The 24,150-nt window shown below is 69.6% G+C and carries 22 protein-coding genes and 2 pseudogenes; 14 read left to right on the top strand and 10 right to left on the bottom strand.

The features are described 5' to 3' along the window. Positions 1-365: 365 nt before the first annotated feature. Positions 366-1,838, bottom strand: a complete 1,473-nt coding sequence (locus AC3EO4_RS30980; protein ID WP_431898864.1) for an MFS transporter — start codon at positions 1,836-1,838, stop codon at positions 366-368. 92 nt (positions 1,839-1,930) lie between these two features. Between AC3EO4_RS30980 and AC3EO4_RS30975 the strand changes: the two genes are divergently transcribed. The 12 genes from AC3EO4_RS30975 to AC3EO4_RS30920 all read left to right on the top strand — a co-directional run bounded on the left by AC3EO4_RS30975 (position 1,931) and on the right by AC3EO4_RS30920 (position 8,311). Further along, positions 1,931-2,539, top strand: a complete 609-nt coding sequence (locus AC3EO4_RS30975) for a TetR/AcrR family transcriptional regulator (protein WP_431898863.1) — start codon at positions 1,931-1,933, stop codon at positions 2,537-2,539. 38 nt (positions 2,540-2,577) lie between these two features. Further along, positions 2,578-2,754 (top strand): hypothetical protein, encoded by a 177-nt coding sequence (locus AC3EO4_RS30970; RefSeq protein WP_379577088.1) that lies wholly within the window; start codon positions 2,578-2,580, stop codon positions 2,752-2,754. A gap of 282 nt (positions 2,755-3,036) precedes the next feature. After that, positions 3,037-3,498: a transposase gene (locus AC3EO4_RS30965; RefSeq protein ID WP_431898862.1), complete on the top strand. Its 462-nt coding sequence runs from the start codon at positions 3,037-3,039 to the stop codon at positions 3,496-3,498. A 463-nt stretch (positions 3,499-3,961) separates the two neighbouring features. After that, the gene (rpmG, locus tag AC3EO4_RS30960) at positions 3,962-4,126 is read left to right on the top strand and encodes a 50S ribosomal protein L33 (RefSeq protein WP_379577092.1); all 165 of its coding nucleotides are present in this window, start codon (positions 3,962-3,964) and stop codon (positions 4,124-4,126) included. A 4-nt stretch (positions 4,127-4,130) separates the two neighbouring features. Continuing rightward, a complete protein-coding gene (locus tag AC3EO4_RS30955; RefSeq protein WP_431898861.1) occupies positions 4,131-4,376 on the top strand; it encodes a type B 50S ribosomal protein L31 in 246 nt (81 codons plus the stop codon). 24 nt (positions 4,377-4,400) lie between these two features. Continuing rightward, positions 4,401-4,637, top strand: a complete 237-nt coding sequence (gene rpmB / locus AC3EO4_RS30950) for a 50S ribosomal protein L28 (RefSeq protein ID WP_379577096.1) — start codon at positions 4,401-4,403, stop codon at positions 4,635-4,637. Further along, a complete protein-coding gene (rpsN, locus tag AC3EO4_RS30945; protein WP_379577098.1) occupies positions 4,637-4,936 on the top strand; it encodes a 30S ribosomal protein S14 in 300 nt (99 codons plus the stop codon). The genes rpmB and rpsN overlap by 1 nt, the downstream gene beginning before the upstream one ends. Positions 4,937-4,946: 10 nt before the next feature. Beyond that, positions 4,947-5,111 (top strand): 50S ribosomal protein L32, encoded by a 165-nt coding sequence (gene rpmF / locus AC3EO4_RS30940; protein ID WP_379577100.1) that lies wholly within the window; start codon positions 4,947-4,949, stop codon positions 5,109-5,111. 25 nt (positions 5,112-5,136) lie between these two features. Continuing rightward, positions 5,137-6,288, top strand: a complete 1,152-nt coding sequence (locus tag AC3EO4_RS30935; RefSeq protein WP_379577102.1) for a CobW family GTP-binding protein — start codon at positions 5,137-5,139, stop codon at positions 6,286-6,288. Continuing rightward, positions 6,285-6,509 carry a 30S ribosomal protein S18 gene (rpsR, locus tag AC3EO4_RS30930; protein WP_379577104.1) on the top strand — a complete coding sequence of 75 codons (225 nt, stop codon included), beginning with the start codon at positions 6,285-6,287 and terminating at the stop codon, positions 6,507-6,509. The genes AC3EO4_RS30935 and rpsR overlap by 4 nt, the downstream gene beginning before the upstream one ends. A 26-nt stretch (positions 6,510-6,535) precedes the next feature. Then, positions 6,536-7,252, top strand: a complete 717-nt coding sequence (locus AC3EO4_RS30925; protein ID WP_431898860.1) for a class I SAM-dependent DNA methyltransferase — start codon at positions 6,536-6,538, stop codon at positions 7,250-7,252. A 387-nt stretch (positions 7,253-7,639) separates the two neighbouring features. Next, positions 7,640-8,311, top strand: coding sequence for a class I SAM-dependent methyltransferase (locus AC3EO4_RS30920; RefSeq protein WP_379577108.1), 672 nt, complete (start codon positions 7,640-7,642; stop codon positions 8,309-8,311). A 91-nt stretch (positions 8,312-8,402) separates the two neighbouring features. Here AC3EO4_RS30920 and AC3EO4_RS30915 read toward each other — a convergent pair. The 9 genes and pseudogenes from AC3EO4_RS30915 to AC3EO4_RS30875 all read right to left on the bottom strand — a co-directional run. After that, positions 8,403-8,615, bottom strand: a pseudogene (locus AC3EO4_RS30915) (ATP-binding protein); the annotation flags it as partial. 56 nt (positions 8,616-8,671) lie between these two features. Beyond that, positions 8,672-9,406, bottom strand: coding sequence for a respiratory nitrate reductase subunit gamma (gene narI / locus AC3EO4_RS30910; protein ID WP_431898859.1), 735 nt, complete (start codon positions 9,404-9,406; stop codon positions 8,672-8,674). Continuing rightward, positions 9,403-10,029 carry a nitrate reductase molybdenum cofactor assembly chaperone gene (narJ, locus tag AC3EO4_RS30905; protein WP_379577112.1) on the bottom strand — a complete coding sequence of 209 codons (627 nt, stop codon included), beginning with the start codon at positions 10,027-10,029 and terminating at the stop codon, positions 9,403-9,405. The genes narI and narJ overlap by 4 nt, the downstream gene beginning before the upstream one ends. Further along, complete coding sequence (gene narH, locus AC3EO4_RS30900) at positions 10,026-11,708, bottom strand: nitrate reductase subunit beta (RefSeq protein WP_431898858.1); 1,683 nt, start codon at positions 11,706-11,708, stop codon at positions 10,026-10,028. Before narH ends, narJ begins: the two co-directional genes overlap by 4 nt. After that, positions 11,708-15,370 (bottom strand): nitrate reductase subunit alpha, encoded by a 3,663-nt coding sequence (locus AC3EO4_RS30895; RefSeq protein WP_431898857.1) that lies wholly within the window; start codon positions 15,368-15,370, stop codon positions 11,708-11,710. Before AC3EO4_RS30895 ends, narH begins: the two co-directional genes overlap by 1 nt. A 324-nt stretch (positions 15,371-15,694) precedes the next feature. Beyond that, entirely contained in the window at positions 15,695-17,269 is a 1,575-nt protein-coding gene (locus tag AC3EO4_RS30890; protein ID WP_488186363.1) for a multicopper oxidase domain-containing protein, read from the bottom strand. A gap of 1,064 nt (positions 17,270-18,333) precedes the next feature. Then, positions 18,334-19,369: pseudogene (locus tag AC3EO4_RS30885) on the bottom strand (hypothetical protein). Between the two features lie 665 nt (positions 19,370-20,034). Next, a complete protein-coding gene (gene acs, locus AC3EO4_RS30880) occupies positions 20,035-22,140 on the bottom strand; it encodes an acetate--CoA ligase (RefSeq protein WP_431898855.1) in 2,106 nt (701 codons plus the stop codon). 53 nt (positions 22,141-22,193) lie between these two features. After that, positions 22,194-22,481 (bottom strand): hypothetical protein, encoded by a 288-nt coding sequence (locus tag AC3EO4_RS30875; protein ID WP_379577126.1) that lies wholly within the window; start codon positions 22,479-22,481, stop codon positions 22,194-22,196. A gap of 161 nt (positions 22,482-22,642) precedes the next feature. Here AC3EO4_RS30875 and AC3EO4_RS30870 point away from each other — a divergent pair, with 161 nt between their 5' ends. Both AC3EO4_RS30870 and AC3EO4_RS30865 read left to right on the top strand, forming a co-directional pair. Then, complete coding sequence (locus tag AC3EO4_RS30870) at positions 22,643-22,939, top strand: hypothetical protein (RefSeq protein ID WP_431898854.1); 297 nt, start codon at positions 22,643-22,645, stop codon at positions 22,937-22,939. A gap of 214 nt (positions 22,940-23,153) precedes the next feature. Next, positions 23,154-24,146, top strand: a complete 993-nt coding sequence (locus AC3EO4_RS30865; protein ID WP_431898853.1) for a LacI family DNA-binding transcriptional regulator — start codon at positions 23,154-23,156, stop codon at positions 24,144-24,146. The last annotated feature ends 4 nt before the right edge of the window (positions 24,147-24,150 follow it).

The raw sequence follows: 24,150 nt of genomic DNA, 5'->3' as shown, positions 1-24,150 counted from the left end.
GTCCGAGCGCACCCTCGCGCTCGCCGGCGACCCAGCGCACTCCGGCAGCTCCTGCAACGCGGCCACACGCGGCGAGACAGGTCGGGATCGATGCGCTCCCCGCGCACGGGCCGGCGCAAGGCGATGACGTGCTGCGGATACACCAGCCCCGCACGCCGGGCCTGGGCGATGATCTCCGACACCGGATCGACCACGCGGGCCTGGCAGTGCAGGCCGGTCACCACCACCAGATGCCCGCCCGGCTTCACCAACCCCGCCACACAGCCGACGTCGAACCGCGGCACCTGCGTGAGATGGGACTGACACCTTGAATCGCAGGGGCACGGATGAGGTTGGTCCCGCCTTGCGTCGGCCGAATCCCTATGTCATCGGGTGAGCTCCTCCGCGGCCGCGGATTCGGCTGTGGGAGCCTGCCGGTTCTTCATGGTCAGGACCAGGAGAATTGCGCAGGCGGTGAAGACGGCTGCGACGGTAAAGGCCGTGGTGACTCCCTCGGTGAGGACCTGGTGGGCCGGTCCGCTCGAAGCGCGGGTGGCTGCGCCGAACACCGTGACGAGGATGGCCAGCCCCAGCGCACCGCCGATCTGCTGCATGACATTGAGCAGGCCGGAGGCGGCGCCGGCATCCTCGGCTCGGATCCCGGAGGACAACACGGTGGTGGCTCCGACCAGCAAGATGCCCATGCCGAGACCGGCGATCATCATGGGGCCGAGCAGCGCCGTGGCGTAGTCGGCCTGGGGCGTCAGCTGTGTCATCCACAGGAGGGCCAGGCTGATCGCCGCGGCGCCGACGGCGATCAGCGTCTTGGCGCCCAGGCGTGGCAGCAGCCGGGCCGCTACGCCGGAAGAAGCCAGGATCACGAGGGCCAGCGGCACGAAGGCGAATCCCGCCTGCTGAGGGCTGTAGCCGCGGACCTGCTGCAGGAACTGGGTGAGGAAGAAGAACATGCCGTTGCCCGCGGCCAGGACGAAGAGCAGCACGACGTAGCCGCCGGCGCGGTTGCGGTCAGCGAACAGCCGCAGCGGGACGATCGGCTGCCGGGCACGGGACTCGACGGCTACGAACAGTGCCAGCAGGACGGCGGCCGCGCTGAGCGCGCCGAGGGTGACCACGTCGCCGAAGCCCTGCTCAGCGGCGCGGATGAAGCCGTAGACGAGCGCGGTCATGCCAAGTGTCGAGGTCAGCGAACCCGCCAGATCGAAGCGGCCTGGGTGGCGATCGGTCTCGGTGATGAACAGCGGGGCCAGGATCAGCAGGACGATGCCGATCGGCACGTTGATGAACAGCACCCACCGCCAGGAGATCCAGTCGGTGAGCATGCCACCGGCGATGAGGCCGATCGCGGCGCCGGAGCCGGAAACTGCCGCGTAAGCCCCCAGCGCCCGCGCCCTGCGTGCAGGGTCCGGGAAGCCTACGGTGATGAGGGCGAGCACGGTCGGGGCGGCAATGGCTGCGCCGATCCCCTGACCGGCACGGGCCGCAAGCAGCATCTCGGCCGATGTGGACAGCCCTCCGGCCAGTGAGGCGACGGTGAAGATGACGACCCCGCCCATGAGAGCCCGGCGTTGGCCGAAGATGTCGCCCGCGCGACCGCCGAGCAGCAGGAGACCGCCGAAGGCCAGCATGTAGGCGTTGAGCACCCAGGACAGGCCGGCCGCAGAGAAGCCGAGGTCGTCCTGGATGTCAGGGAGGGCGATGTTGACCACGTTGGTGTCCAGGATGAACATCGTCTGACAGATCAGCACGATGGCGAGCATCAAGCCGGGGTGGCGTTGGTGGCGGGAGGCGCCGGCGGGCCCGGAACCCGGTGACGCCACGTGCGTGCTCTGGTCGGTCATGGCACTCCTCAGGAGGGTGGGCAACGAAACGAGGAGGCTCCTCGGTTTCTGGTGAGCTAAGATATGAGGAGGTTCCTCGTTTTAGCAACCGTGTGGGGAGTCCCGTGACGGATCGATCAACGCAGACCCGGCCCGTAGGGCGCAAAGATGCGCGACGCAATTACGAACGGCTCCTGACGGCCGCCCGGACGGCTTTCGCCGAGCACGGCGTTGGCGCTTCCTTGAACGACATCGCGCGCACCGCCGGCGTCGGCAACGTGACCCTCTACCGGCACTTCCCGACCCGCCAGGCACTGCTGGAGGCATTGCTGGGCGAGAGCCTGCGCGGCCTGAACGCACGTTCAGATGAGCTGCTCGCCTCCCCATCCCCGCACCAGGCCCTGGCCACCTGGCTGACGGCTGCGGTCGAGCACGCCATGACCTATCGCGGCCTCGTCGACGCCCTCGTCGAGAGCCTCGCCGACCCCGCATCCGAACTCCACGCCACCTGCCAGGCCATCAAGGCCGCTGGGGCGCAACTACTGGCCAGAGCTCAGCACACAGGGACGATCCGGCCCGATATCGACGCTTCAGCCCTTTTCTCCTTGATCGCATCAATCGCCTGGGCGGCGGAGCGGACCCCCGCACACCGCGATCAGCTTCTAACCGTCATGCTCGACGGGCTCCACCTCCGGGTGGACGAGCCGGCCCCAACCTGCTGAGGCAGTGGGGCGTGAACGGCGCGGGGAGGGAGCGGCGCTTGCCCCTCTTGCGAGACAACCTTCGAGTTCACGACGATGGTGTGGGCGGGGCGGACCCGGCGGGCGGTGGCCTGTCAGGGCTGGCGCGGCGGGTGGCCGCGCTGGACGGCCGTTTCACCGTGACCAACCCGGCCGGCGAGACCACCACGATCACGGTGCAGTTGCCATGCATGTGATCCCGGCCGAGGACTCCGCCCTGTTGCGCGAGAGCCTCGTGCGGCTGCCGGCGGGACGGTGTAGGACTCTGCTGGTCAACTCGGATTTGCGGGTATGGTTCGTGATCTGATGGTGCCTGTCCTGGATCATGCCCGTTGTGTCAGCAGCCACCATCGGCTCGTCCTGGCTGCCGGGATGGAGGCATCAGTGAAACCTGCCACCCCGCAGCCGACACCCAAGACATCCTCGCCGACGGCGCAGCCACCGACCGCGGCACGAGGCCGCCGAACCTGATCACGAACATGGCCACCACCGACGCCCCCGTGCCCGACACGGCGATGACCGCCACCATCCACCAGCACCTGGCCCGGCGCGACCTGCTACCCGTCGAGCACTACCTGGATGCCGGCTACTCCTCAGCCGAGCTCATCGTCGCCGCCCGCGAGCAGCACCAGATCAACCTGATCACCCCGTTGCGGACCGACAACTCCGTCCAAGCCCGCACCCGCAACGGCTACGACCGCACCGCCGTCACCATCGACTGGGACCGCCGACAGGTCATCGAAGCGACCATCCACCAAGCCGTCACGGTCACCGGCCTGTGCCGCGCCGGCTACCGCGGCATCGAGAAAGTCCACCTCGAACACATCGTCTCCGCCGTCGCCGTCGACCTGATCCGCCTGGACGCCTGGTGGAACGGCCGCCCTCTGAACCGGAAACGCACCAGCCGCCTGGCCCGGCTCGAACCCGCCCTGACCGCCTGAAACGAGGGCCGGGAACTTCCCGGCCCGATCTCAGATCGGATAGCGCCCGGCAGCCGACGTCCTCCAGGTCCATCACGAGATTCCTGATCGCCTGAACGACTCAGGAGGCGCTCGGGTGAGCGATGGTGCCTCATGCAGCAGATCCTCACCGACGCCGATTTCCACCTGGTGCTCACAGGCGTCCACATGCCTTGCTCCACTATGCGCCGTCCCGGATCCCGTCACCGATCCAGCCAGGCTGGCCAACCTCGACGTCGCCGACGAGACCGGCTCGGCGGAGTTCTCCACGAATACCTACATGCCGCTTGAACTGCATGGACGGAGTTCTCGACAGGCAGAGTTCGAGCAGCGTCGCGGGAAGGCCTGCGGCGGATAGGCGGGCTGTCACCGGCTCTCCTCTCGCAAATGAAAACGGTTATCGCTATCATGGCTCAACCCATCCACGACGAGGGAGTGAAGACGGTTGGCCAGAAACGACGTACGGCCGGTGATCAAGCTGCGATCCACGGCCGGCACCGGCTACACCTACGTGACCCGTAAGAACCGGCGCAACGACCCCGACCGGCTCACCCTGCGCAAATATGACCCGATCATCCGCCGGCACGTGCCGTTCCGAGAGGACCGATAGCTCGATGAAGAAGGACATCCACCCCGATTACCACCCCGTGGTGTTCCGCGACCCGAGCGCGGATTTCGCCTTCCTGACGCGATCCACCGTCACGAGCGACAAGACGATCAGGTGGGTGGACGGCAACACCTACCCCCTCGTCGACGTCGACGTCTCCTCGGCCAGCCACCCCTTCTACACAGGCCGGAGCCGGGTGCTCGACACCGCAGGCCGGGTCGAGCGGTTCAACCAGCGCTACGGCAAGGCCTGACCCCACTTCCAGGAACGAGAGCTCATGTCTACCCACTGCCAGCTCACCGGCACCAAGCCGGTGTTCGGCAACAACGTCTCCCACTCCCATCGGCGCACCCGCCGCCGGTGGAACCCCAACATTCAGCGCCGGCGCTATTGGCTGCCCAGCGAAGGCCGCTACGTACGGCTGACGCTGAGCGCCAGAGCCGTCAAAACGGTCGACAAGATCGGCATCGAGCGGGCCGTGGCCCGCATCCGTGCCAGGGGAGAGCGGATCTGATGGCCAAGAAGAGCAAGATCGCGGCCAACGAGCGGCGCAAGGCCACCGTCACCCGCTATGCGGAGCGACGGGCCGTGCTCAAGGAGATCATCCGCACCGGCTCTGCCGAGGAGAGGGCGCGGGCCGTGCGGGAGCTGAGCCGCCAGCCGCGCGACGCCAGCGCCACCCGCGTACGCAACCGCGACTCCGTCGACGGACGTCCGCGCGGCCACCTGCGCACGTTCGGGCTCTCCCGGATCCGGTTCCGCGAGATGGCCCACCGGGGAGAGCTCCCCGGCGTCACCAAGTCCAGCTGGTAGGAGCAAACACATGGCAGTCCCCAAACGCAGGACCTCCCGGAGCAACACCCGCCACCGCCGCTCCCAGTGGAAGGCCACCGCCCCCGAGCTCGTCCCGATCACCGTCGCCGGGCGTGAACTGCTGGTGCCGCGCAGGCTCGTCCGCGCCTACGAGCGCGGCCTCATCACGCCCTGACCGATCCGTCAGCAAAGGAGTTTTCATGTCCGTCCCCGTCGTCATCGTCGCAGGGCTGTATGCCGCGGCGCGGTCGGCCCTGGTGGATCGCCTGCTCGCCGAGCATCCAGGCTCGGTGGCGATCCACCACGACCTGGAGGAGGTGACCACCGGGCGCGTGCGGCGCGTCGTGCGCGACGCGACGGGGGTGCTGGACCTGCAGGAGGTACGGCTCGCGCACGGCTGCGTCACGTGCACCGTGCGCGAGGACCTGATCCCCCAACTGCTCTCCCGCACCAGCTCGGCGTCGCTACTGATCGCGGACCTGTGGGACTCGGTGGAGCCGCGAGCCGTCGCCGAAGCCCTCGCCTGGCACGAGGACACGGTGAACGTCCTGCGCCTGACCGGAGTGCTGACCGCAGTGGACGCCGCCGGCCTGACCGAGGACCTCTGCTGCGACGAGCATCTGGCCGACCGCGGCAAGCCCGCCGCCGCGGGAGACGAGCGGTACCTGGCCGAGGTGCTCGCCCGGCAGATCGAGTACGCCACCGGCGTCGTCGTGTCCGGCTCGGGTGAGGAGGACGTCGAGCTCGCGCTCACCGTGCTCGGCCACCTCACCCCCACCACGCCCGCCGACGTGCTCGGCCTGGCACTGCCGTCGGTCACCGGCGCGGGAGTCGACGTGGAGACGCTCGCCGCCCGCGTCGACCCCGCGACCGCCCAGCTGCCGTGTGACGCCCAGACCGGGGAGATCTCCACCGTCGTCTGGCACCGGCTACGCCCCCTGCACCCGCGGCGGTTCTTCGACGCCGTCGACGAGCTGGTCACCGAGACCGTCCGCAGCCGCGGCAGGTTCTGGCTGGCCAACCGGCACGAGCGGCTGCTCGCCTGGGACGCCGTGGCAGGCATCGTCTCCGTCGAGGACGCCGGGCCGTGGCTGGTCACCCTGCCGGAGGCGGCGTGGGAACTGGAGAGCCCAGCCCGGCGGATGGCCGCCGCCCTGGACTGGAACGACATCCTCGGCGACCGCGTCCAGCACCTCGTCTTCACCGGCCCCGACCTCGACCGGGACCGCATCCTGTCACTCCTGGACTCCTGCCTCCTCACCGAACAGGAGGCGCTGGCCGGCTCCGACGTCTGGGCCGGTTACCAGGATCCCTTCGCCTTCGTGCTCGACCTCAAGGAGACTCCCGCGTGAAAACCCGCCGCCCGCCCCGCAAGAAGACCAACCCGCTGCTCGGCGTGAACCATATCGACTACAAGGACACCGACCTGCTGCGCAGATTCATCTCCGACCGCGGCAAGATCCGCAACCGCCGCGTCACCGGAGTCACCGTCCAGCAGCAGCGACAGCTCGCCAAGGCCATCAAGAACGCCCGCGAGATGGCCCTGCTCCCCTACGCCTCGCGACCGCGCTGATGGAAGCCGCTCAGCCGTACGAGTCGATGGCACTGTTCTACGACCGCTGGATGTCCGGCACGCCGTACGAGTGCTGGCGCGACTTCGCGCATGCACGCTTCACGGAGGCCCGCATCCCGGTGCGCGACGTGCTGGACCTGTGCTGCGGCACCGGCACGATGACCCGGATGCTGTCCGGGTACGGCTACCGCATGACCGGCCTGGATGGGTCGCCTGCCATGCTGGCCGTCGCCCACGAGCGGACCTTGCCCGGCACCGAGCTGATACACGCCGTCCTCCCGGCACCGGGAGCGATTCGCGCTGACTCCTTCGACGGGGTGATGTGCTGCGCAGACAGCCTCAACTACCTCCTCGAGGAGGGCCAGTTCGAGGCTGCAGTACAAATGGTGGCGGAAGGGCTGCGCCCCGGCGGGGTGTTCGTCTTCGACCTCACCACCCGGTACGCGCTGGCGACAGCCACGGGAACCGGCGACGACCGAGAGGATCTCGCCTACGTCTGGCGCACTCGCCACGACCCCGAGACCGGGCGCTGCGACTATCTCATCTCGCTGTTCGTTCCGGAGAACGGTCTCTACCGGCGTGTCTGTGAGCAGCACACCCAACGCTGGTTCGCTCACGACGAAGTGCGCGCCGCTCTGGAGGCGGCGGGCTTTCGGATCGTGATGGTGGCCGACGACTATGGGGACCAGCCGCCCGACGAGCGCACCTTGCGCGAGACGTGGGTAGCCGAATTCACCGGGTGAGAACCGGAGTCCACGGGAGGTGCGAGCCGCACGGCGAAGGAACGGCCGCTCCGGGTCGGACCTGGAGCGGCCGTCGTGCTTGTCTCGGTGCTCAACGTAGGTCGGCTATGCCGGTGGAGCCCAGAGCCAGATGTAAGCGAGTTCGAGAGCCATCAAGTGATCATCTCGGCTGAGATGTCGATGAGACTGAGAGCCACGCTGGAGTGCGGGAGATTATCTGGTCGGTCACTCTGCGTGTGAGTTCTTCAGCGCCCGTCGATTGTCCGCGTTGCTCTCTGCCTGGTGTCCGTCCTCAGCGAACGTTCTTGGCCTGCCGCCTGGGATCGGTGACTGTTGGGTGATGAGCCAAGCCAGGCCCTGTACGCCCTCTTGGAGGTTCACTTGGGAGTGGCATCCTTCGCACGGTATGACGGGCTGGCTGACTGGTACGAGGAGTACAACGCGCCCGCGGCGGCAGCGAACCAGGACGCGATCCGCGAGCTCATGGGTCCTGGTGATGGTCTCTGCCTGGACCTGGGCTGTGGCGGTGGCCAGTATTTCGAGACGATCCGGTCGACGGGCCGTAAGGTCGTCGGCTTGGACTACTCCGCTGATCAGCTACGGATCGCTCGAGGTAGAGATGCCGACCTGCTGGTCAGGGCAGACGCCGCCGCGCTGCCGTTCGGCGATGGGGTCTTTTCGGCCGTCACGGCGCTGTGGGTCTCCAGCGACGTCGACGACTTCGCCGCTGTCGTGAAGGAAGCAGCGCGAGTGCTGACCCCCGGGGGCCTGCTGGCCTACTACGGCGTCCATCCGTGCTTCAACGGCCCCCACACCCAGACCCGCGAGGACGGCGCCCGCATCGTCCATCCGGTCTATCGGGCGACGGGCTGGCACCACGACGCACCGTGGTGGGGCAACAACATCAGGCGCCGCGTCGGCATGCGCCACCAGACTCTGCCCGACCTGTTGAATGCTTTCCTCGAAGCCGGCCTGGCCATTAGCCGCGTGACCGAGCCCAGAACCGAACCCGTCCCCTGGGTCCTAGCCATTCGAGCTCATCGGCCGCACACGTCCTGATTTCGAGGCTGTTGCAGGCCCCTCCCTGGCTGCATGATCGCGCGGTTGTGACGGGGAGGGGAATCCGCGATCGGGACGGACCGAGCTCGGGTCAGCCTGTCTGTTCTGCTCGGGCACGGGTCTGGGCCAGGCGGTAGGAGTCGGTGCCGGTTTCGAGGAGGTTGCCGGCGAAGGTGAGGCGGTCGACGATCGCGGCGCAGAGACGTGGGTCGGTGAAGGTGCGGGTCCAGCCAGAGAAGGACTCGTTGGAGACGATGGCCACGCTGTTCTTCTCCTCGCGTTCGGTGAGCACCTGGAAGAGGAGCAAGTAGCAGGCCGTGCGCAGGCGATGCCCTCACGACCTTGGTTCATGGACGGGGTTCATGGACGGCTGGTGGGTTCCCAGCCTCGTCGGATCGGCCGGGTTCTGGGGTGCTGGTCTCGGCTGCGGTAGACGATGTAGGGCCGGGTCAGGTAGCCGATCGGGGCGGTGAGCATGTGCACCAGCCGGGTGAAGGGCCAGAGGGCGAACAGCAGCAGGGCGCTGAGCGCGTGCAGCTGGAACAGTGGCGGCGCCCCGGCCATCAGCTCGGGGTCGGGCTGGAGGTAGAAGATCGAGCGGAACCAGGGCGAGATGGTGGTGCGGTAGTCGTACCCGCCGCCGATGATGTTGGCGGCGACGGTGGCGGCCAGGCCGAGCACGATGACCAGGGCGAGGACGGCGTACATGAGCTTGTCGTTGCGGGTGGTGGCGGTGAACACCGGGCCGACGGTGCGGCGGCGGTAGATGAGGATCGCCAGGCCGCCGAGGGTGGCGATGCCGGCGATGGTGCCCAGCACGACAGCGGCGATGTGGTAGGTGTGCTCGCTCACGCCCGCAGCCTCGGTCCAGCTCTTGGGGATCACAAGGCCGCCGATGTGGCCGAGCAGCACGACCAGGATGCCGAAGTGGAACAGCGGGCTGCCGATGCGCAGCAGCCGCGACTCGTACATCTGCGAGGAGCGGGTGGTCCAGCCGAACTTGTCGTAGCGGTAGCGCCAGATGTGCCCGAGCACGAACACGGTGAGCGCCACGTACGGTGCCACCACCCACAGCAGAATGTCGATGGCGTTCACCGGGATGCCTCCATGACGGCGTAGGGTTCCAGTCCGACCTCTTCGACCGGCGGTCCTTCGGCCGCCAGGCGCAGTGCGGCTTCCTTCTCGCGCCGCCCGGCCGGGGGCAGCGTGGCCGCAACGGCGGCCACCACGTCGGCGTACGGCGAGCGCTCGTCCTCCAGCGCCGTGCGCAGCAGCTCCAGGCCGGACCGGTGTTCCTGCAGCAGGCGCCGGGCCTCCCGCACGGCGCCGCGGGCCGACAGCTCGCACACCACCGCCACATGGTCGGGCAGCTCGCCGTCGGCAAGCTCGAAACCTGCTGCACGCAGTGCGTGCTTGAAGCGCAGCAGCGCCCCGCCGCGCTTGCGGGTGTCGCCGTAGGCGTAGTACGTCAGGTAGGGGCAGCAGCGCCGCTTGAGGTCGAAGGTCGCCACGTAGTGGGCGGCCAGGTCGGCCTGGGCGGTCACGGCGGCGTGGTCGAGGAAGGCGGTCAGCCGGTCGCGGACCTCTCCGGCGGGGAGCGCGGCCACCGCCTCGGTCAACACCTGCCGGGAGCCGTACAACCGGTCGTCGGGGTAGCCGAGCAGCACCGACGCGATCATGTGGGCGGTGCGCAGCCGGCCCTCGTCCAGAGCCTTCATGATCGCCCCTTCGTTCCGTGGTCGGAGGAAGGACCCCCGTTCCTCTTCGGGAACAGTCCGTCGGGGGTGCCCTTGCCATCCCAGTTGAGGAGGTTGATCCGGCCGCGCAGCTCGCCGGCGTCGCTCAGGTCCTCACCGGACTGCCGTTCTCGCAGCGCGTGGAAGTTCTCCACCGCCACCGGAGCGGGCATGCCGGACGCCTCGCCGAACGGGCCGCCCATGCCCGGGCCGCCCTCGTAGTCGAGGCTGCAGCCGGTGGCCAGTTCCTCCAGCTCCGCGCCCTGCTCGGCGTGCGCCTTGGGGATGACGTACCGCTCGCCGTAGGGGGCAAGGGCGAGCAGCCGGTGCATGCCCTCGACCTGCCTGCCGCTCATCCCCACGGCGGCGGCGATCGACTCGTCGGCGTCCTGGCCGAGGTTGAGGCGGCGCATGTAGGAGCGCATCGCGGCCAGACGGCGCAGCACAGCCCGCACCGGCTCGGCATCGCCGGCGGTGAACAGTTCGGCCAGGTAGCCGATCGGGATCCGCAGGGCGTCGATCGCGCCGAACAGGTTCGCGGCGTCCTCGCCGTCGTGGCCGGTACCGGCGAGCACGTCCACCACGGGCGACAGCGGCGGGATGTACCAGACCATCGGCATCGTGCGGTACTCCGGATGCAGCGGCAGGGCCACGCCGTACTCGAAGATCAGCTTGTGGATGGGGGAGTCGCGTGCCGCCTCCAGCCAGTCCTCGGGGATGCCGGCGGCGCGGGCGGCGGCGATCACCTCGGGGTCGTGCGGGTCCAGCAGCACGCTCTTGTGCGCCTCGTACAGGTCCTTCTCGTCCGGGACGGAGGCGGCCTCGGCGACGCGGTCGGCGTCGTAGAGGATCAGCCCGATGTAGCGCAGCCGGCCCACGCACGTCTCCGAGCAGACGGTCGGGATGCCGACCTCGACCCGCGGGTAGCAGAAGGTGCACTTCTCGGCCTTGCCGGTGCGGTGGTTGAAGTAGACCTTCTTGTACGGGCAGCCGGTCACGCACATCCGCCAGCCGCGGCAGCGGTCCTGGTCGACCAGGACGATTCCGTCCTCGGAGCGCTTGTACATCGCGCCGGACGGGCAGGAGGCCACGCATGAAGGGTTGAGGCAGTGTTCGCAGATGCGCGGCAGGTAGAACATGAACGCCCGCTCGAACTCCAGCTTCACCTGGTCCGACACCTTGCGCAGCACCGGGTCGGCCGGGGCCAGCTCCGGGGCGCCGGCCAGGTTGTCGTCCCAGTTCGCACTCCAGCTGATCTTCGTCGGCTCGCCGCTGATCAGCGACTTCGGACGGGCGACGGGCGTGTCCTCGGTGGCGGGCGCGGAGAACAGCCGGTCGTAGTCGTAGGTCCAGGGCTCGTAGTAGTCCTGGATCGAGGGCATGAGCGGGTTGGCGAAGATGGTGAGCAGCTTGCGCAGCCGCCCGCCCGCCTTCAGTCGCAGCCGGCCGCGCCGGTTCAGCTCCCAGCCGCCCTTCCACTTGTCCTGGTCCTGGTAGGTGCGCGGATAGCCCTGGCCGGGGCGGGTCTCGACGTTGTTGAACCAGACGTACTCGGTTCCGGCCCGGTTGGTCCAGGCCTGCTTGCAGGTGACCGAGCAGGTATGGCAGCCGATGCACTTGTCCAGGTTCATCACCATGGCCAGCTGCGCCATGATCCGCATCAGTAATCCACCTCCTGGCTGCGACGGCGGATCACGGTGACCTCGTCGCGCTGGTTGCCGGTGGGCCCGAGGTAGTTGAAGGCGAAGCTCAGCTGGGCGTACCCACCGATGAGGTGGGTGGGTTTGACCAGGAGCCGGGTGAGCGAGTTGTGGATGCCGCCGCGCCGCCCGGAAGCCTCGGCTTTGGGCACGTCAACGACGCGTTCCTGGGCGTGGTACATGTACACGGTCCCTTCGGGCATCCGGTGCGAGACGACCGCACGGGCCACCACCACGCCGTTGCGGTTGACCGCCTCCACCCAGTCGTTGTCGCCGATCTTCGCCTTGGCCGCGTCGGCCGGGGACATCCAGATGGTCGGCCCGCCCCGTGACAGGGTCAGCATCAGGAGGTTGTCCTGGTATTCGGAGTGGATGGACCACTTGGAGTGCGGGGTGAGATAACGCACCGTGATGCCCTGCTCGCCGCCCTCACCGATGCCGGGCTCGCCGAACAGCGCCGTCATGTTGAGTGGCGGCCGGTAGACCGGCAGCGCCTCCCCTGCCTCGTGGATCCAGTCGTGGTCGAGGTAGAAGTGCTGGCGCCCGGTGAGCGTGTGCCAGGGCTTGCGGTGCTCGACGTTGATGGTGAACGCCGAATAGCGGCGCCCGCCGCTCTCGCTGCCCGACCATTCCGGCGATGTGACCACCGGGACCGGGCGGGCCTGTGTGTCGGCGAAGGTGATCTGCTTGTGCTCGTCGGCCAGCCCGTCGAAGGCCGTCCCGGTGCGGCGAGCCAGCGTGGCGAACCCCTGGGCGGCCAGGTGCCCGTTCGTGGTGCCCGACAGGGCCAAGATGGCCTCGCACATGTCGACGTCGCGGACCAGGGATGGACGGCCCTCGGCGACGCCGCCGCGGACGATGCCGTTCATCCGGCCCAGCCGTTCGATCTCGCCGGAGACGTCGAACGTCAGCCCCTTGGTGGTGGCGCCGAGCTGTTCCAGCAGCGGGCCGAGGGCGGCCATCTTCTCCGCGATCGCCCCGTAGTCGCGCTCCACCGTGACGAGTTTGGGGAAGTCACCGCCCGGCGTGGGTGCCTGGCCCGTCGCGCGCCAGTCACGCACCCGCCCGTGCGGGGTGGCCAGCTCGTCGGGCGTGTCGTGCAGCAGCGGCACGGCCACCACGTCCGTGCGGGTGCCCAGGTGGGTCTTCGCGAGGTCGCTGAAGGCGCGAGCGATGGCGTGGAAGGCGACGAAGTCGGTGCGGGTCTGCCAGGGCGGGTCGATCGCCGGGGTGAAGGCGTGCACGAAGGGGTGCATGTCGGTGGAGGACAGGTCGTGCTTCTCGTACCACGTGGCGGCCGGCAGCACGATGTCGGAGAACAGCGTGGTGGAGGTCATCCGGAAGTCCAGCGACAGCAGCAGGTCGAGCTTGCCCCTGGGCGCCTCCTGCGGCCAGGCCAGGCTCTCCGGCCGCTGCCCGGGCGCAGCCTCCTCGGCGCGGACGGCCGAGTCGGTGCCCAGCAGATGGCGCAGGAAGTACTCGTTGCCTTTGGCTGAGGAGCCGAGCAGGTTGGCCCGCCACACCGTCAGCACGCGTGGCCAGTTCGCCGGCGCGTCGGGATCCTCGCAGGCGAACCCGAGCCGGCCTGCGGCGACCTGCTCGGCGATGTACGGTCCGGCTTCCCGGCCCTCGGCCGCGGCCTCGTCGGCCAGGTCCAGCGGGTTGCGGTCGAACGTCGGGTACGACGGCATCCAGCCCAGCCGCGCCGACTGCGACAGCAGATCGGCGGTGGCCTTGCCTGCGAACGCGCCGTCGCCGAGCGGCGAGGAGACGACGTCGGCCGAGTAGGTGTCATAGCGCCACTGGTCGGTGTGCAGGTACCAGTAGGCGGTGCCGATCATCTGCCGTGGCGGGCGCGACCAGTCCAGGCCGAAGCCGAGCTGAGCCCAGCCGGTGATCGGCCGGCACTTCTCCTGGCCGACGTAGTGCGCCCAGCCGCCGCCGTTGACGCCCTGGCAGCCGGTCAGCGTGGTCAACGCGAGGAACGAGCGGTAGATCGTGTCGGAGTGGAACCAGTGGTTCGTCCCCGCCCCCATGATGATCATGGATCGGCCGCCTGACTCCTCGGCGTTACGGGCGAACTCCCGCGCGATGCGGGTCGCCGCGGCGGCCGGGACGGAGGTGATGGCCTCCTGCCAGGCGGGCGTGTACGGCTCGGCCGCGTCGCCGTAGCCGGACGGCCATCGGCCCGGTAGCCCTCCGCGGGCCACGCCGTACTGGGCGAGCATCAGGTCGAACACCGTGGTGACCAGGTGACCGCCGACCTGTCGCACCGGCACGCCGCGCTCCAGCACGCCGTCGCCGTGGCCGTCGAAGCGAGGCAGCGCGACCGGCACTGCCTCCTGTCCCATGGCGGTGAGCAGTGGGTCCACGTCGCCGAGGTCGAGGTTCCAGCGGCCCTGGCCTTGCTCGGAGTAGCGGAAGCCGAGCGAGCCGTTCGGCACGACTGGCTCGCCGGTCCGCGCGTCCAGTAGCACCGTGGCGAACGCCGCCTCCTGCCCGTCCTGGCCGAGATCGGCCGCTGTGAGGAACTTGTCCGGCACGTATCCGCCGTCGTCCCGCTCGCGCAGCCGCACCAGGAACGGCAGGTCGGTGAAGCGCTTGACGTAGTCGGTGAAGTACGCCGTCGGTCGGTCGACGAAGAACTCCTTGAGGATCACGTGTCCCATGGCCATGGCCAGCGCGCCGTCAGTGCCCGGGTGCGGGGCCAGCCATTCGTCGGCGAACTTGGCGGCGTCGTTGAAGTCAGGGGAGAGCACGACCACCTTCTGGCCCCGGTAGCGAGCCTCGGCCATGTAATGGGCGTCGGGCGTGCGGGTGACCGGCACGTTCGAGCCCCACAGCATCAGGTAGGCGGCATCCCACCAGTCGGCCGACTCCGGCACATCGGTCTGGTCGCCGAACACCTGCGGGGAGGCCACCGGTAGGTCGGCGTACCAGTCGTAGAACGACAGCATCGCCCCGCCGATCAGCGAGATGAACCGGGCGCCCACCGCGTGCGAGGCCATCGACATGGCCGGGATCGGCGAGAAGCCGGCCACCCGGTCGGGACCGTAGGTCTTGATGGTGTGCACGTGCGCCGCGGCGATGATCTCGCATGCCTCGTCCCAGGTGACGCGCACCAAGCCGCCCTTGCCGCGCGCCGACTGGTAGCGGCGGCGCTTGCCCGGGTCCGTGGTGATCTCCGCCCAGGCCGCGACCGGGTCGCCCAGCCGCCCCTTCGCCTCGCGGTACATCTCCACCAGCACGCCGCGGGCGTACGGGAAGCGCACCCGGGTGGGGGAGTAGGTGTACCAGGAGAACGCGGCGCCGCGCGGGCAGCCGCGCGGCTCGTACTCCGGCCGGTCGCCGCCCACACTCGGGTAGTCGGTCTGCTGCGCCTCCCAGGTGATCACACCGTCCTTGACGTACACCTTCCACGAGCACGAGCCCGTGCAGTTGACGCCGTGGGTGGAGCGCACCACCTTGTCGTGACTCCACCGGTCGCGGTAGAAAACGTCGCCTTGGCGGCCGCCGATCTGGTGCAGGGTCCTCAGATCGTCAGAGACGGAGCCGGACCGCAGATGCCGGCCCAGTTTCAGCAGGGCGTCACTGACCGGACCGTCCATACCCGCCATACGCATGACTCCTCATCTCACATGTCGAACCGGACATGCCCTCCATCGGCGTTTTCGTGACCATTGATCCGCGCGGGAAACCATGCGCCTGTTCGACCCGGTGCACTACCCGCCGATCCGTGTCGGCGCCGGATGCCCAGTGGGACATCTCGATCCTTGCGGCCGACATCAGGGACCTGTCAGGGTCTTTGGTCCCACTCTCGGGTTCCGAAAGGCCCGAAGTCTGCCGGGACCGGGCCGGCGGCAGCACCACCGGCGACACCGTCAATTGCCCGCCGACCCACAGCGCCGCCGACAGCACGTGGGGGAAACGCACCCCCGTCCACCAGGTCACCGCGTGCCCACCGTGAACAGGCCGTGCGCGCCGGCCTCGGCGTGGCGCATCGTGTGGTCGACAACCGGGTAGCTGCCCGGCTCGGGGAAGACCAACTCGGCGAAGCCGCCCTGCGCCGGCGCCAGGTCCAGCACCTGCGCCCCGCCCGGATCGCCGGCGCGCAGCAGGTAGGCGCCCTCCTTGTAGACGGTGTCGAACGGCGTGCCGACGACGTGCAGCGCCGTACCGGAGCTCGGTCCGGCCGCCACGGCCCAGATCCGCACCCGCTCGCCGGCCTTGGCCGCCAGCGGGGCATGGTCGTAGCCGGCGGCGGTGCCGTTGAACATCCAGCCGTCGGGACGTCCCTCGCGCAGTTTGACGACCTGGGCGTCGGTTCCCGGCTCACCGAGGTACAGCTCTCCGGAGACCAGCAGGTACTCGCGGTCGACACGTGCCAGGTCGGGCGGGTCGATGACCACCGCCCCGTACATGCCGTTCGCGATGTGCTGGCTCATCGGCATGGTCGAGCAGTGATACAGCCAGGCCCCGGCGTGCTCGGCCCGGAACCGGTAGGTTAGGCGCTGCCCCGGCTCGATGGTGCGCATCACCTTGTCGGGGGCGTTGGCGCCGGCGTGGAAGTCGATGCCGTGCCCCATGGTGCCGCCGTTGACGAACGTGACGGTGAACACGTCACCGACCCTGCCGCGCAGTACCGGTCCTGGCACGGTCCCGCCGAACGTCCACATCCGCTGCCGCACCCCGGGCGCGACCTCGACCACGCGGTCGTCGACGCGGATCTCAACGGCGTGCTCGCTGCCGCCGGGTGCGGGCCTCAGCGCCGCGTCGTACGGCTTCCACGTCGGCGACATCGGCGCGGCCAGGTCCAGCCCGGGCCGGCCGTCACCGGTCGCCGAGCTGTGCCCGGTGCCGGTCGGCGACTGCCCTGTGGCGCCGTGTGCCCCGTGCCCGACGCCGGTGCCATGGTCTGAACCGGCCACGGCACCGGCCGGGACGATGCGCATCGTCATGCCCGCGGCGCGGTGCCCTGCCACGGTGCACCAGCCGTCGACCGTCCCACCGAGCGGGGCGAGCCTCAGCGTGGCGCGCTGCCCTGCCGCCAGCGTCGGGGTGCGCTCGCCGGTGGCCAGCCGCAGGTCGTGCCGCTGGGCGTCGGTGTTGGTGACGCGCAGCGTCAGCACGGTGCCAGGCGGGGCCTCGATCACGGCCGGTCGCACGCGCATGCCCGACAGGGTCACCTCGACCGTTCTGGCGCCCGTGGCGGTGACGGTCTGTCCCGCCTGGGAGCCGCCGGCCGTCGCCACGACGACCGCGGCGGCCGTCAGCAGGCATCCGGCGGCCACTCCGGCCAGCACGGGCGAGGCGATCGCTCTGCCTGCCCGGGACGTCGGGTGCTCGGCGGCCCAGGTCCGGAGCAGCGCCGCCACGGCCAGCACGACGAACACCGCGGCCGGTGCCAGTACCAGCGCCCAGCCCAGCAGATTCAGCGGCTCCGGCACCGGCAGCGCCAGCAGCGGCACGCCGAGGTTGAACGCCGCCAGCCGGACCGGCCAGCCGCGTTCCAGCAGTGCCATGTTCTGCTTGAAACGGGCCGGTCCGCCGCCCAGCACGGCGGGGAGCAGGTGGAGCAGCGATCCCAGCAGCACCTGGGCGACGAACCCGGCCAGCACCAGCGGCAGCAGCGGTTCCAGCGCGGGGGCCACCGCGCTCGTCGGCCGGGTGGCGACGATCACCACGTCGGCTGTGAGAGTGATCTCGAACCAGACGACGCCGGCCCCCAGCATCCAGGCCGCGCCGGTGTGCGGGCGGCGTCGGCGCAGGGCCTCGGCCAGCGGTAGCAGCGCCGCGAGCGCGCCGGCCGCGTACGCCGCCAGTCCCGCCGCGGCGACCCAGCGTAGGTCCGCCAGCAGGCCGCCGGTCATCAGCACCAGGCCGGGTACGGCCAGCCGCAGGCCGGCGAGGGAGGCGCTGCGGGTCCGGTCCGACATGCGAGTGCGCAGCACCGTCGGCCAGAGCGTGAACAGGGTGCCGAGCACGGTCAGGCCGACCCAACCGAGCAGGTTCACCTGGGCGTGCGCGGCGTGCAGCCGCTCGTGCAGGAGACCGCCGCCGGCGGGGGAGACCAGCAGCCCTCCCAGGGCGGCGCCGGCCGCCAGCGCGCCGGCCGCGCACACGTACCAGGCGATGACGTGGCCGAACCGGCCAGGCAGCGCCCGCCGTACCATCCCGACCATGGCGGCGGCGTGCCACACCGCGACCGCCACGACCACGGCCGCTCCGCCCGCCGCCACCGGCCAGGGTCCGGCCGCCACCCCGAACAGCACGGCCACGGTGGCGGCGTTGAGCAGGCCCAGCCGGGTCAGGCTCCAGCGCGGCTCCGGGGTGCGGGCGCGCAGCAGCGCGATGGTGAAGTGCTCGCTCCAGATCAGGATGGCGGTGCTCACCGCCCCCAGCAGGAAGACGTGGACCAGCAGCCAGCGCGGCGCCGGCAGCGCTTCCCCCATCAAGGCGGCGGCGACCGTCAGGGCCAGCCAGGCCACCACCAGCGCGTTGGCCCGCAGATGCCAGGAGGAGCGGCGGCGCACGGGCACAGCGGGTCGTTCGGGCGGGCCCTTCTCGATATGTACCTCGACCGGTGTCACCGCGGTTTCCTTCCAGTCGTATGGCGGAGCGCCATTGCGGCGGCGCAGCCGGCGAACATGAGCAGGGCGACCTCGGCGAGCAGTCCCCCCGCCGTGCGCATGCGGCCGGCGGCGGCGAGGTCGCCCCCCACGCGGACCGCCACGGATGCGTGCAGCAGCGCCACCGGCGCGTACAGCACCGGGTGGTACGGCAGGCGGATCCGCAGCACGGCGGGAAGGATCACCGGGGCGTGCCCGAACACCATCGACATGACGAAGCCCAGGAACAGCGCGTGCAGCGCCGCGTCGTACAGGTACGAGCCGGCCGCCAGGCCCGTGGTCGCCCACAGCGCTCCGGCCGTACCCGGCCAGCAGGCACACGGCCGCATACCGGGGCAGCCCCCGCCCGCGCACCGTACGCCGGGCGACGTCGTGCCAGGCCAGCCAGCCGGCCACCACCAGCAGGCCCGTCCCGGTGACCCGCGCGCCCGCGGCGGGCTGCCACACCGAGCAGGCAGCACCGGCGCCGAGCAGCGCAGCCGCGGCGGTCAAAGCGTGTGCCGCGCCGGGCCGCAGATCGCCCACGTGGGCCAGTTCCAGCCGCTCCCCGGCGATCGTCAGAACGTGGAAGGCGGCGAACCAGGCGACCAGCTCAGGCACCGGGCGGCCGGCCAGCCACAGCAGCCCACCGGCGTACCAGGCCAGCGCGCCGCCCAGCTGCATGAGCGTCTCACGGCTCAGCCGCCGCCGCAGCAGCGTCAGGTAGACCCCCGCCAGCCAGCCCGCGCCGGTGGTCAGCGCCAGCCGTCCTGGCAGCTCGGCGCCGGCGGCCAGGCAGAGCGCACCCAGCGCCGACAGCGCTGGGGCGAGGTAGCCCCACGATCGGCGCAGCGCCACCGCGCGTTCCAGACTGATCAGCGTGCCCAGGAAACCCAACGCCATCAGCGGCCCGTGCTCGCGGGTCAGCGCCTCGGGCGCGGGGGATGCGGGCAGCAAGAGTGCAAGACCCCCGTAGAGGCCGGCGAGCAGGGCGCAGGCGGCGCCGGCCAGCATGGGCAACCGCCACGCGGCCGGGCGGGCTCGCAGCCGCGCGGCGCTGGGACCCGGCTTCGGGAGCGGGCGGTGACTCGGGGAGCGCACCGTCGTCTGTTCTGCGGACACGACCGTTCTCTCCGCAAGTCGTCACGGGGGCTGGTTCGCTTCACGCTAATCGGCGGCGGCGCGTCGGGGATGGGGCCGAAGGCCGTCGTTCCAGGGACGAAAGTCCCTGGATGCCCGTGCTGACAGATCTCCGGCAGGAAAGAGCCGCAAGAACCGGCGGGCCCGCCGGACATGCCGGAGGCCGTCCACTCCCGGTGAGCTCGTGTCGGATCTGGACGGTCAGGTGGACTGGATGCGTCGGCCCGTGGCCTCCACCGCGGTGACGACCGTGGCTGGGCTGCAAGCCTGCGTATCCTCGCTTGATCAGTGGTGGCGACGTTCGACGGTGCGCTACCTGCGGGGCGCCGACGTCTCTTTGATCTACGTGGTGCCGCTCGGGTGGGAGACGGCCGCAAGATCGCCGGAAGGGGGGATAGAGGCAACCTCCAAAGACCGGGAAAGGACCACACAGGAATCGCGGGAAGCGATCCTCCCTGGGTTCACTCCACCCCGGACCGGCGCCATTCGTGAACCCCCTGACACGGATCCCCCACCCGATCCGGGGGTCGGTGACAACCTCAGCCGCTCTGCCCGAAGGCGTTCAGCTCTTCCAGCTCCTCTGCTGACAGTTCGCGGGGTGCTTCCCCGCGTTCGCTCTTCGCGCGCTGGACCTGGTGGCGGATGTCGTCGACGATCTCCGGGTTGGCCAGCGTGGTGATGTCACCGACGTCAGCGAAGTTGGAGATCGACGCGATGACTCGGCGCATGATCTTGCCAGAGCGGGTCTTGGGCATGTCGGCGACGATCCACACGTTCTTCGGCCGGGCGATCTTGCCGATCTGGTTCTCGATCGCCTCGACGACCTTCTCCTCTATCTCCTTGCTGCTGGTGATGCCGGGCTTGAGGGCGATATAGATTTCCACCGCCCGCCCGCGCAACTCGTCCATGACGGGGACGGCGGCCGCCTCGGCAACCTGTGCGACGGTGATGGCTGCCGATTCCAGCTCCTTGGTACCGAGCCGGTGCCCGGCCACGTTGATAACGTCGTCGATGCGGCCCAGGATGCGGAAGTAGCCGTCGGCGCCGAGCGTGGCGCCGTCCCCGGCAAGGTAGGGCCAGTCGCGCCAGTCCTTGCTTTCGGGATCGGTGTTGTACTTGCTGTAGTAGAGCTCGACGAACCGTTCGGGCTGGCCCCAGATCGTCTGGAAGATGCCGGGCCAGGGGTTGCGGATGCAGATGTTGCCCGCTGTCCCGCTGCCCGCTTCGATCACGTTGCGGTCCTCGTCGTAGATGACCGGGTAGATGCCCAGGACGCCGGGTCCGCAGCTGCCGGGCTTCATCGGATGGACGGCGGGCAGCGTGCTGGCCAGGAAGCCGCCGTTCTCCGTCTGCCACCAGGTGTCGACGATGACCGCTTCGCCCTTGCCGACGGTGTGGAAATACCATCGCCATACGTCCGGTTCGATCGGCTCACCGACGGTGGTCATGTGCTTGAAGCGGTAGCCGTACTTGTGCGGCTCGTCCGGGCCGAGCTTGCGCAGCATGCGGATCGCGGTGGGCGCGGTGTGGAAGATGGTGACACCGAGCTGCTCGGCGATGCGCCACGGGCGTCCCGCGTCCGGGTAGGTCGGCACGCCTTCGTAGATCACGCTGGTCGTCCCGAGGGACAGCGGGCCGTAGACGATGTAGGAGTGGCCGGTGATCCACCCGATGTCGGCCATACACCAGTAGGTGTCCTCGGGATGGATGTCCTGGTAGTACTTCGCGGTGCCGGTCACGTAGGCCAGGTAGCCGCCGGTGCTGTGCTGGCAGCCTTTGGGGCGGGCGGTGGTGCCGCTGGTGTACATGAGAAACAGCGGTGCCTCGGCGGGCATGGAGACGGGCTCGACCCGCTGCCGGTGGAAGGCTGCCAGCAGCTCGTCGACGAAGAAGTCACGCCCGGCCACCATGGGCGTCGGCGAGGAACTGCGGCCTGGGTAGCGGCGCCAGACGAGCACCTTGTCGACCTGGACGCCGAGCTTGCTCGCCGCCTCGACAGCCTCGTCGGCTTTGGCCTTGTGGTCGACCAGTTCGCCGTTGCGATGGTAGGCGTCCATCGTCACCAGGACGCGGCTGCCGGAATCGGCGATCCTGTCCCCGCACGCCACGCCACTGAAACCACCGAACACTTCCGAGTGGATCACACCGACGCGGGCGCACGACAACATGGAGACCGGCAGCTCGGGCACCATCGGCAGGTGGAAGGTGACACGGTCGCCGACGTTCAGCCCGCAGAAGTCGCGAAGGAGCGCGGCGAACTCGTTGACCCGCTGGTACAGCTCCTGGTAGGTGATCGCCTGCGTTTGCTCGGACTCCGGTTCGGGCACCCAGATGAGCGCGGACTTGTTGCGGTCGATGGCCAGGTGCCGGTCGACGCAGTTGTAGCAGGCGTTCAGCCGCCCACCGACGAACCACTTCCAGAACGGCGGATTGGCTGTGTCCAGCGTGGTGTGCCAGTAGGTGTCCCAGTCCAGCAGGTCGGCGTATTCCTTGAAGCACTCGGGGAAATGCGCTTCGCTGAAACGCTCGATGATGACCGGATCAGAGGCGTTGGCCTGCCCGATGAACCTGCTCGGGGGCTGGTAGTACTCCTCCTCTCGCCAGTGCACGGCGATCTGGGACTCGGAGGGCTGCTGTGTCGTCATCGCTGAACCTCCGTTGAAACTAGGGCCGGCATCTGTCGCATCGTGATCAGCGGTCAGTCCTGCTCCAGCCAGCCGGCGCAGACGCCGAGTTCGTGCAGGGCCGCGCTGATCTCCGCCTGTCGGATGAAGGCCGCAGGGTCCTGACGCGCCAGCGATTCCCAGCACAGTGTGTCGGTCAGCGCCAAGGCTCGGCGTGCTACCAGCGTCAGGGCGATGATCGGCTGGGTCTCGGCCTCGTGGCGCAGCCGACCCACCGCCCGCGCGGACACGTCGTTCGCGGTGGCGGTCTGCAAGCGCCCCAAGAGCAGCGACAGTTCGCCGGCGAGGTACTGCTGTGTCATTCTGGCCGCACCTCCCAGTTACTGGGAGAACCTTCAGCCTAACTCCGCCGCCACGGCCGGATCAAAGCTCACCGTTCGACGGATAGGGCTGCTCGACGGATAGGGGTGCTGTGAGCGGGTCTTTCGCTGCGGCGGTCAGACAGCGGGCACGCCGGGCGAGCATGGCGTTGGAGACGGCCCGCCATGGCGATGACGCCGACGCGCTCGCGTTGGCCGAAGCCGAATGGGAGCACGTGACACGGCTGGCGCGCACCCACGGCATAACGATCGGCTCGCCCGAGGCCGGGCCAGGTGAGGCTGATCCGGTGACGGGGAGCGGGGCCATCTACGAGACCCACTTCAATGAGCATCGCCCGTATCGCTCCCTGGGCCAGGCCGCTCCGCTGCGAGCCCTGCCCTTACCGACCTGGTCGAGGGCGATATCAAGGTCATCCGACGTGACCGCCTCGGCGGGCTGATCCACGAATACGCGCAGGTCGCATAGGGCGGCCGAGTTCTTGGCACCCGCAACCTCCGGCGACCCCGGGCCCGCTGAGGACCTCCGGCACCTCCGCGTCCCGGGCCCGATGGGGCCGCACGGGGCCTCCCCAAGTCCCGGAGAGCGCACGGATCTGCTGTGAGGAATCGATTGCAGCTACTCTTTCCCTCCAGAGGATCCGAAACGGGGACAGGATGACGACGATCTACGATGTGGCTCGGCACGCGGGGGTGTCCGCCGCGACGGTCTCGCGGGTGGTGAACGGCCGGCCGAACGTGGATCCGGTGCTGGCCGAGCGGGTCAGGCGGGCCCTGACCGAGCTCGAGTACCGCCCCAACGCCGTGGCGCGCAACCTGCGCAAGAGCCGGACCACGCTGTGGGCCGTCATCATCTCCGACGTGGGCAACCCGTTCTTCACCGCGATGGTCAGGGGCGTGGAGGACGTCGCTCAGAAAGCCGGTTTCTCGGTCGTGCTGTGCAACAGCGACGAGGACCCCACCAAGGAGGGCAAGTACGTCTCCGCCGCGCTGGACGACCAGATGGCCGGTGTGATCATCTCACCGTCCGGGCGGGCCACGCATGTCAACCGGCTGGTCGACGCCCGGGTGCCGGTGGTGGTCATCGACCGGCAGCTGCGCGGCATCGCCGTCGACACCGTGCTGGTGGACAACGAGCACGGCGCCGAGCTGGCCACCGCTCACCTCATCGACTCGGGGTACGAGCGCATCGCCTGCATCACGGGGCCGCGCAGGCTGTCGACGGCCGCCCAGCGGCTGCGCGGCTACCAGCGTGCGCTGCGCGGGCACCGCCGTGCCGTACGGGAAGAGCTGATCAGATATGCCGACTTCCGGGAGGAAGGCGGGTATGCGGCGATGGAGGCGTTGCTGCGGCAGGACTCCCCGCCGGACGCCGTGTTCGCCGCCAACAACCTGATGACGGTCGGCGCCGTGGAGTGCCTGGTCGACCAGGGGGTGCGCATCCCCGAGGAGGTCGGCGTGGTCGGCTTCGACAACATCCCGTGGGCGCATCTGGTCAGGCCGTCGCTGACGACCGTGGGGCAGCCCACCTACGAGCTGGGCCGTACCGCCGCCCTGCTGCTGGCCGAGCGGATCGCCGAGCCGTCCCGCCCGGCCAGCAGCGTCACCCTGCACACCCAGCTGCACGTCCGCGAGAGCTCCCGCCGCTGACCCC

This window comes from Nonomuraea sp. bgisy101 (assembly GCF_057708945.1).
Note: the sequence above shows the minus strand (reverse complement) of the source record. Positions and strands in the feature narration are given on the sequence as shown.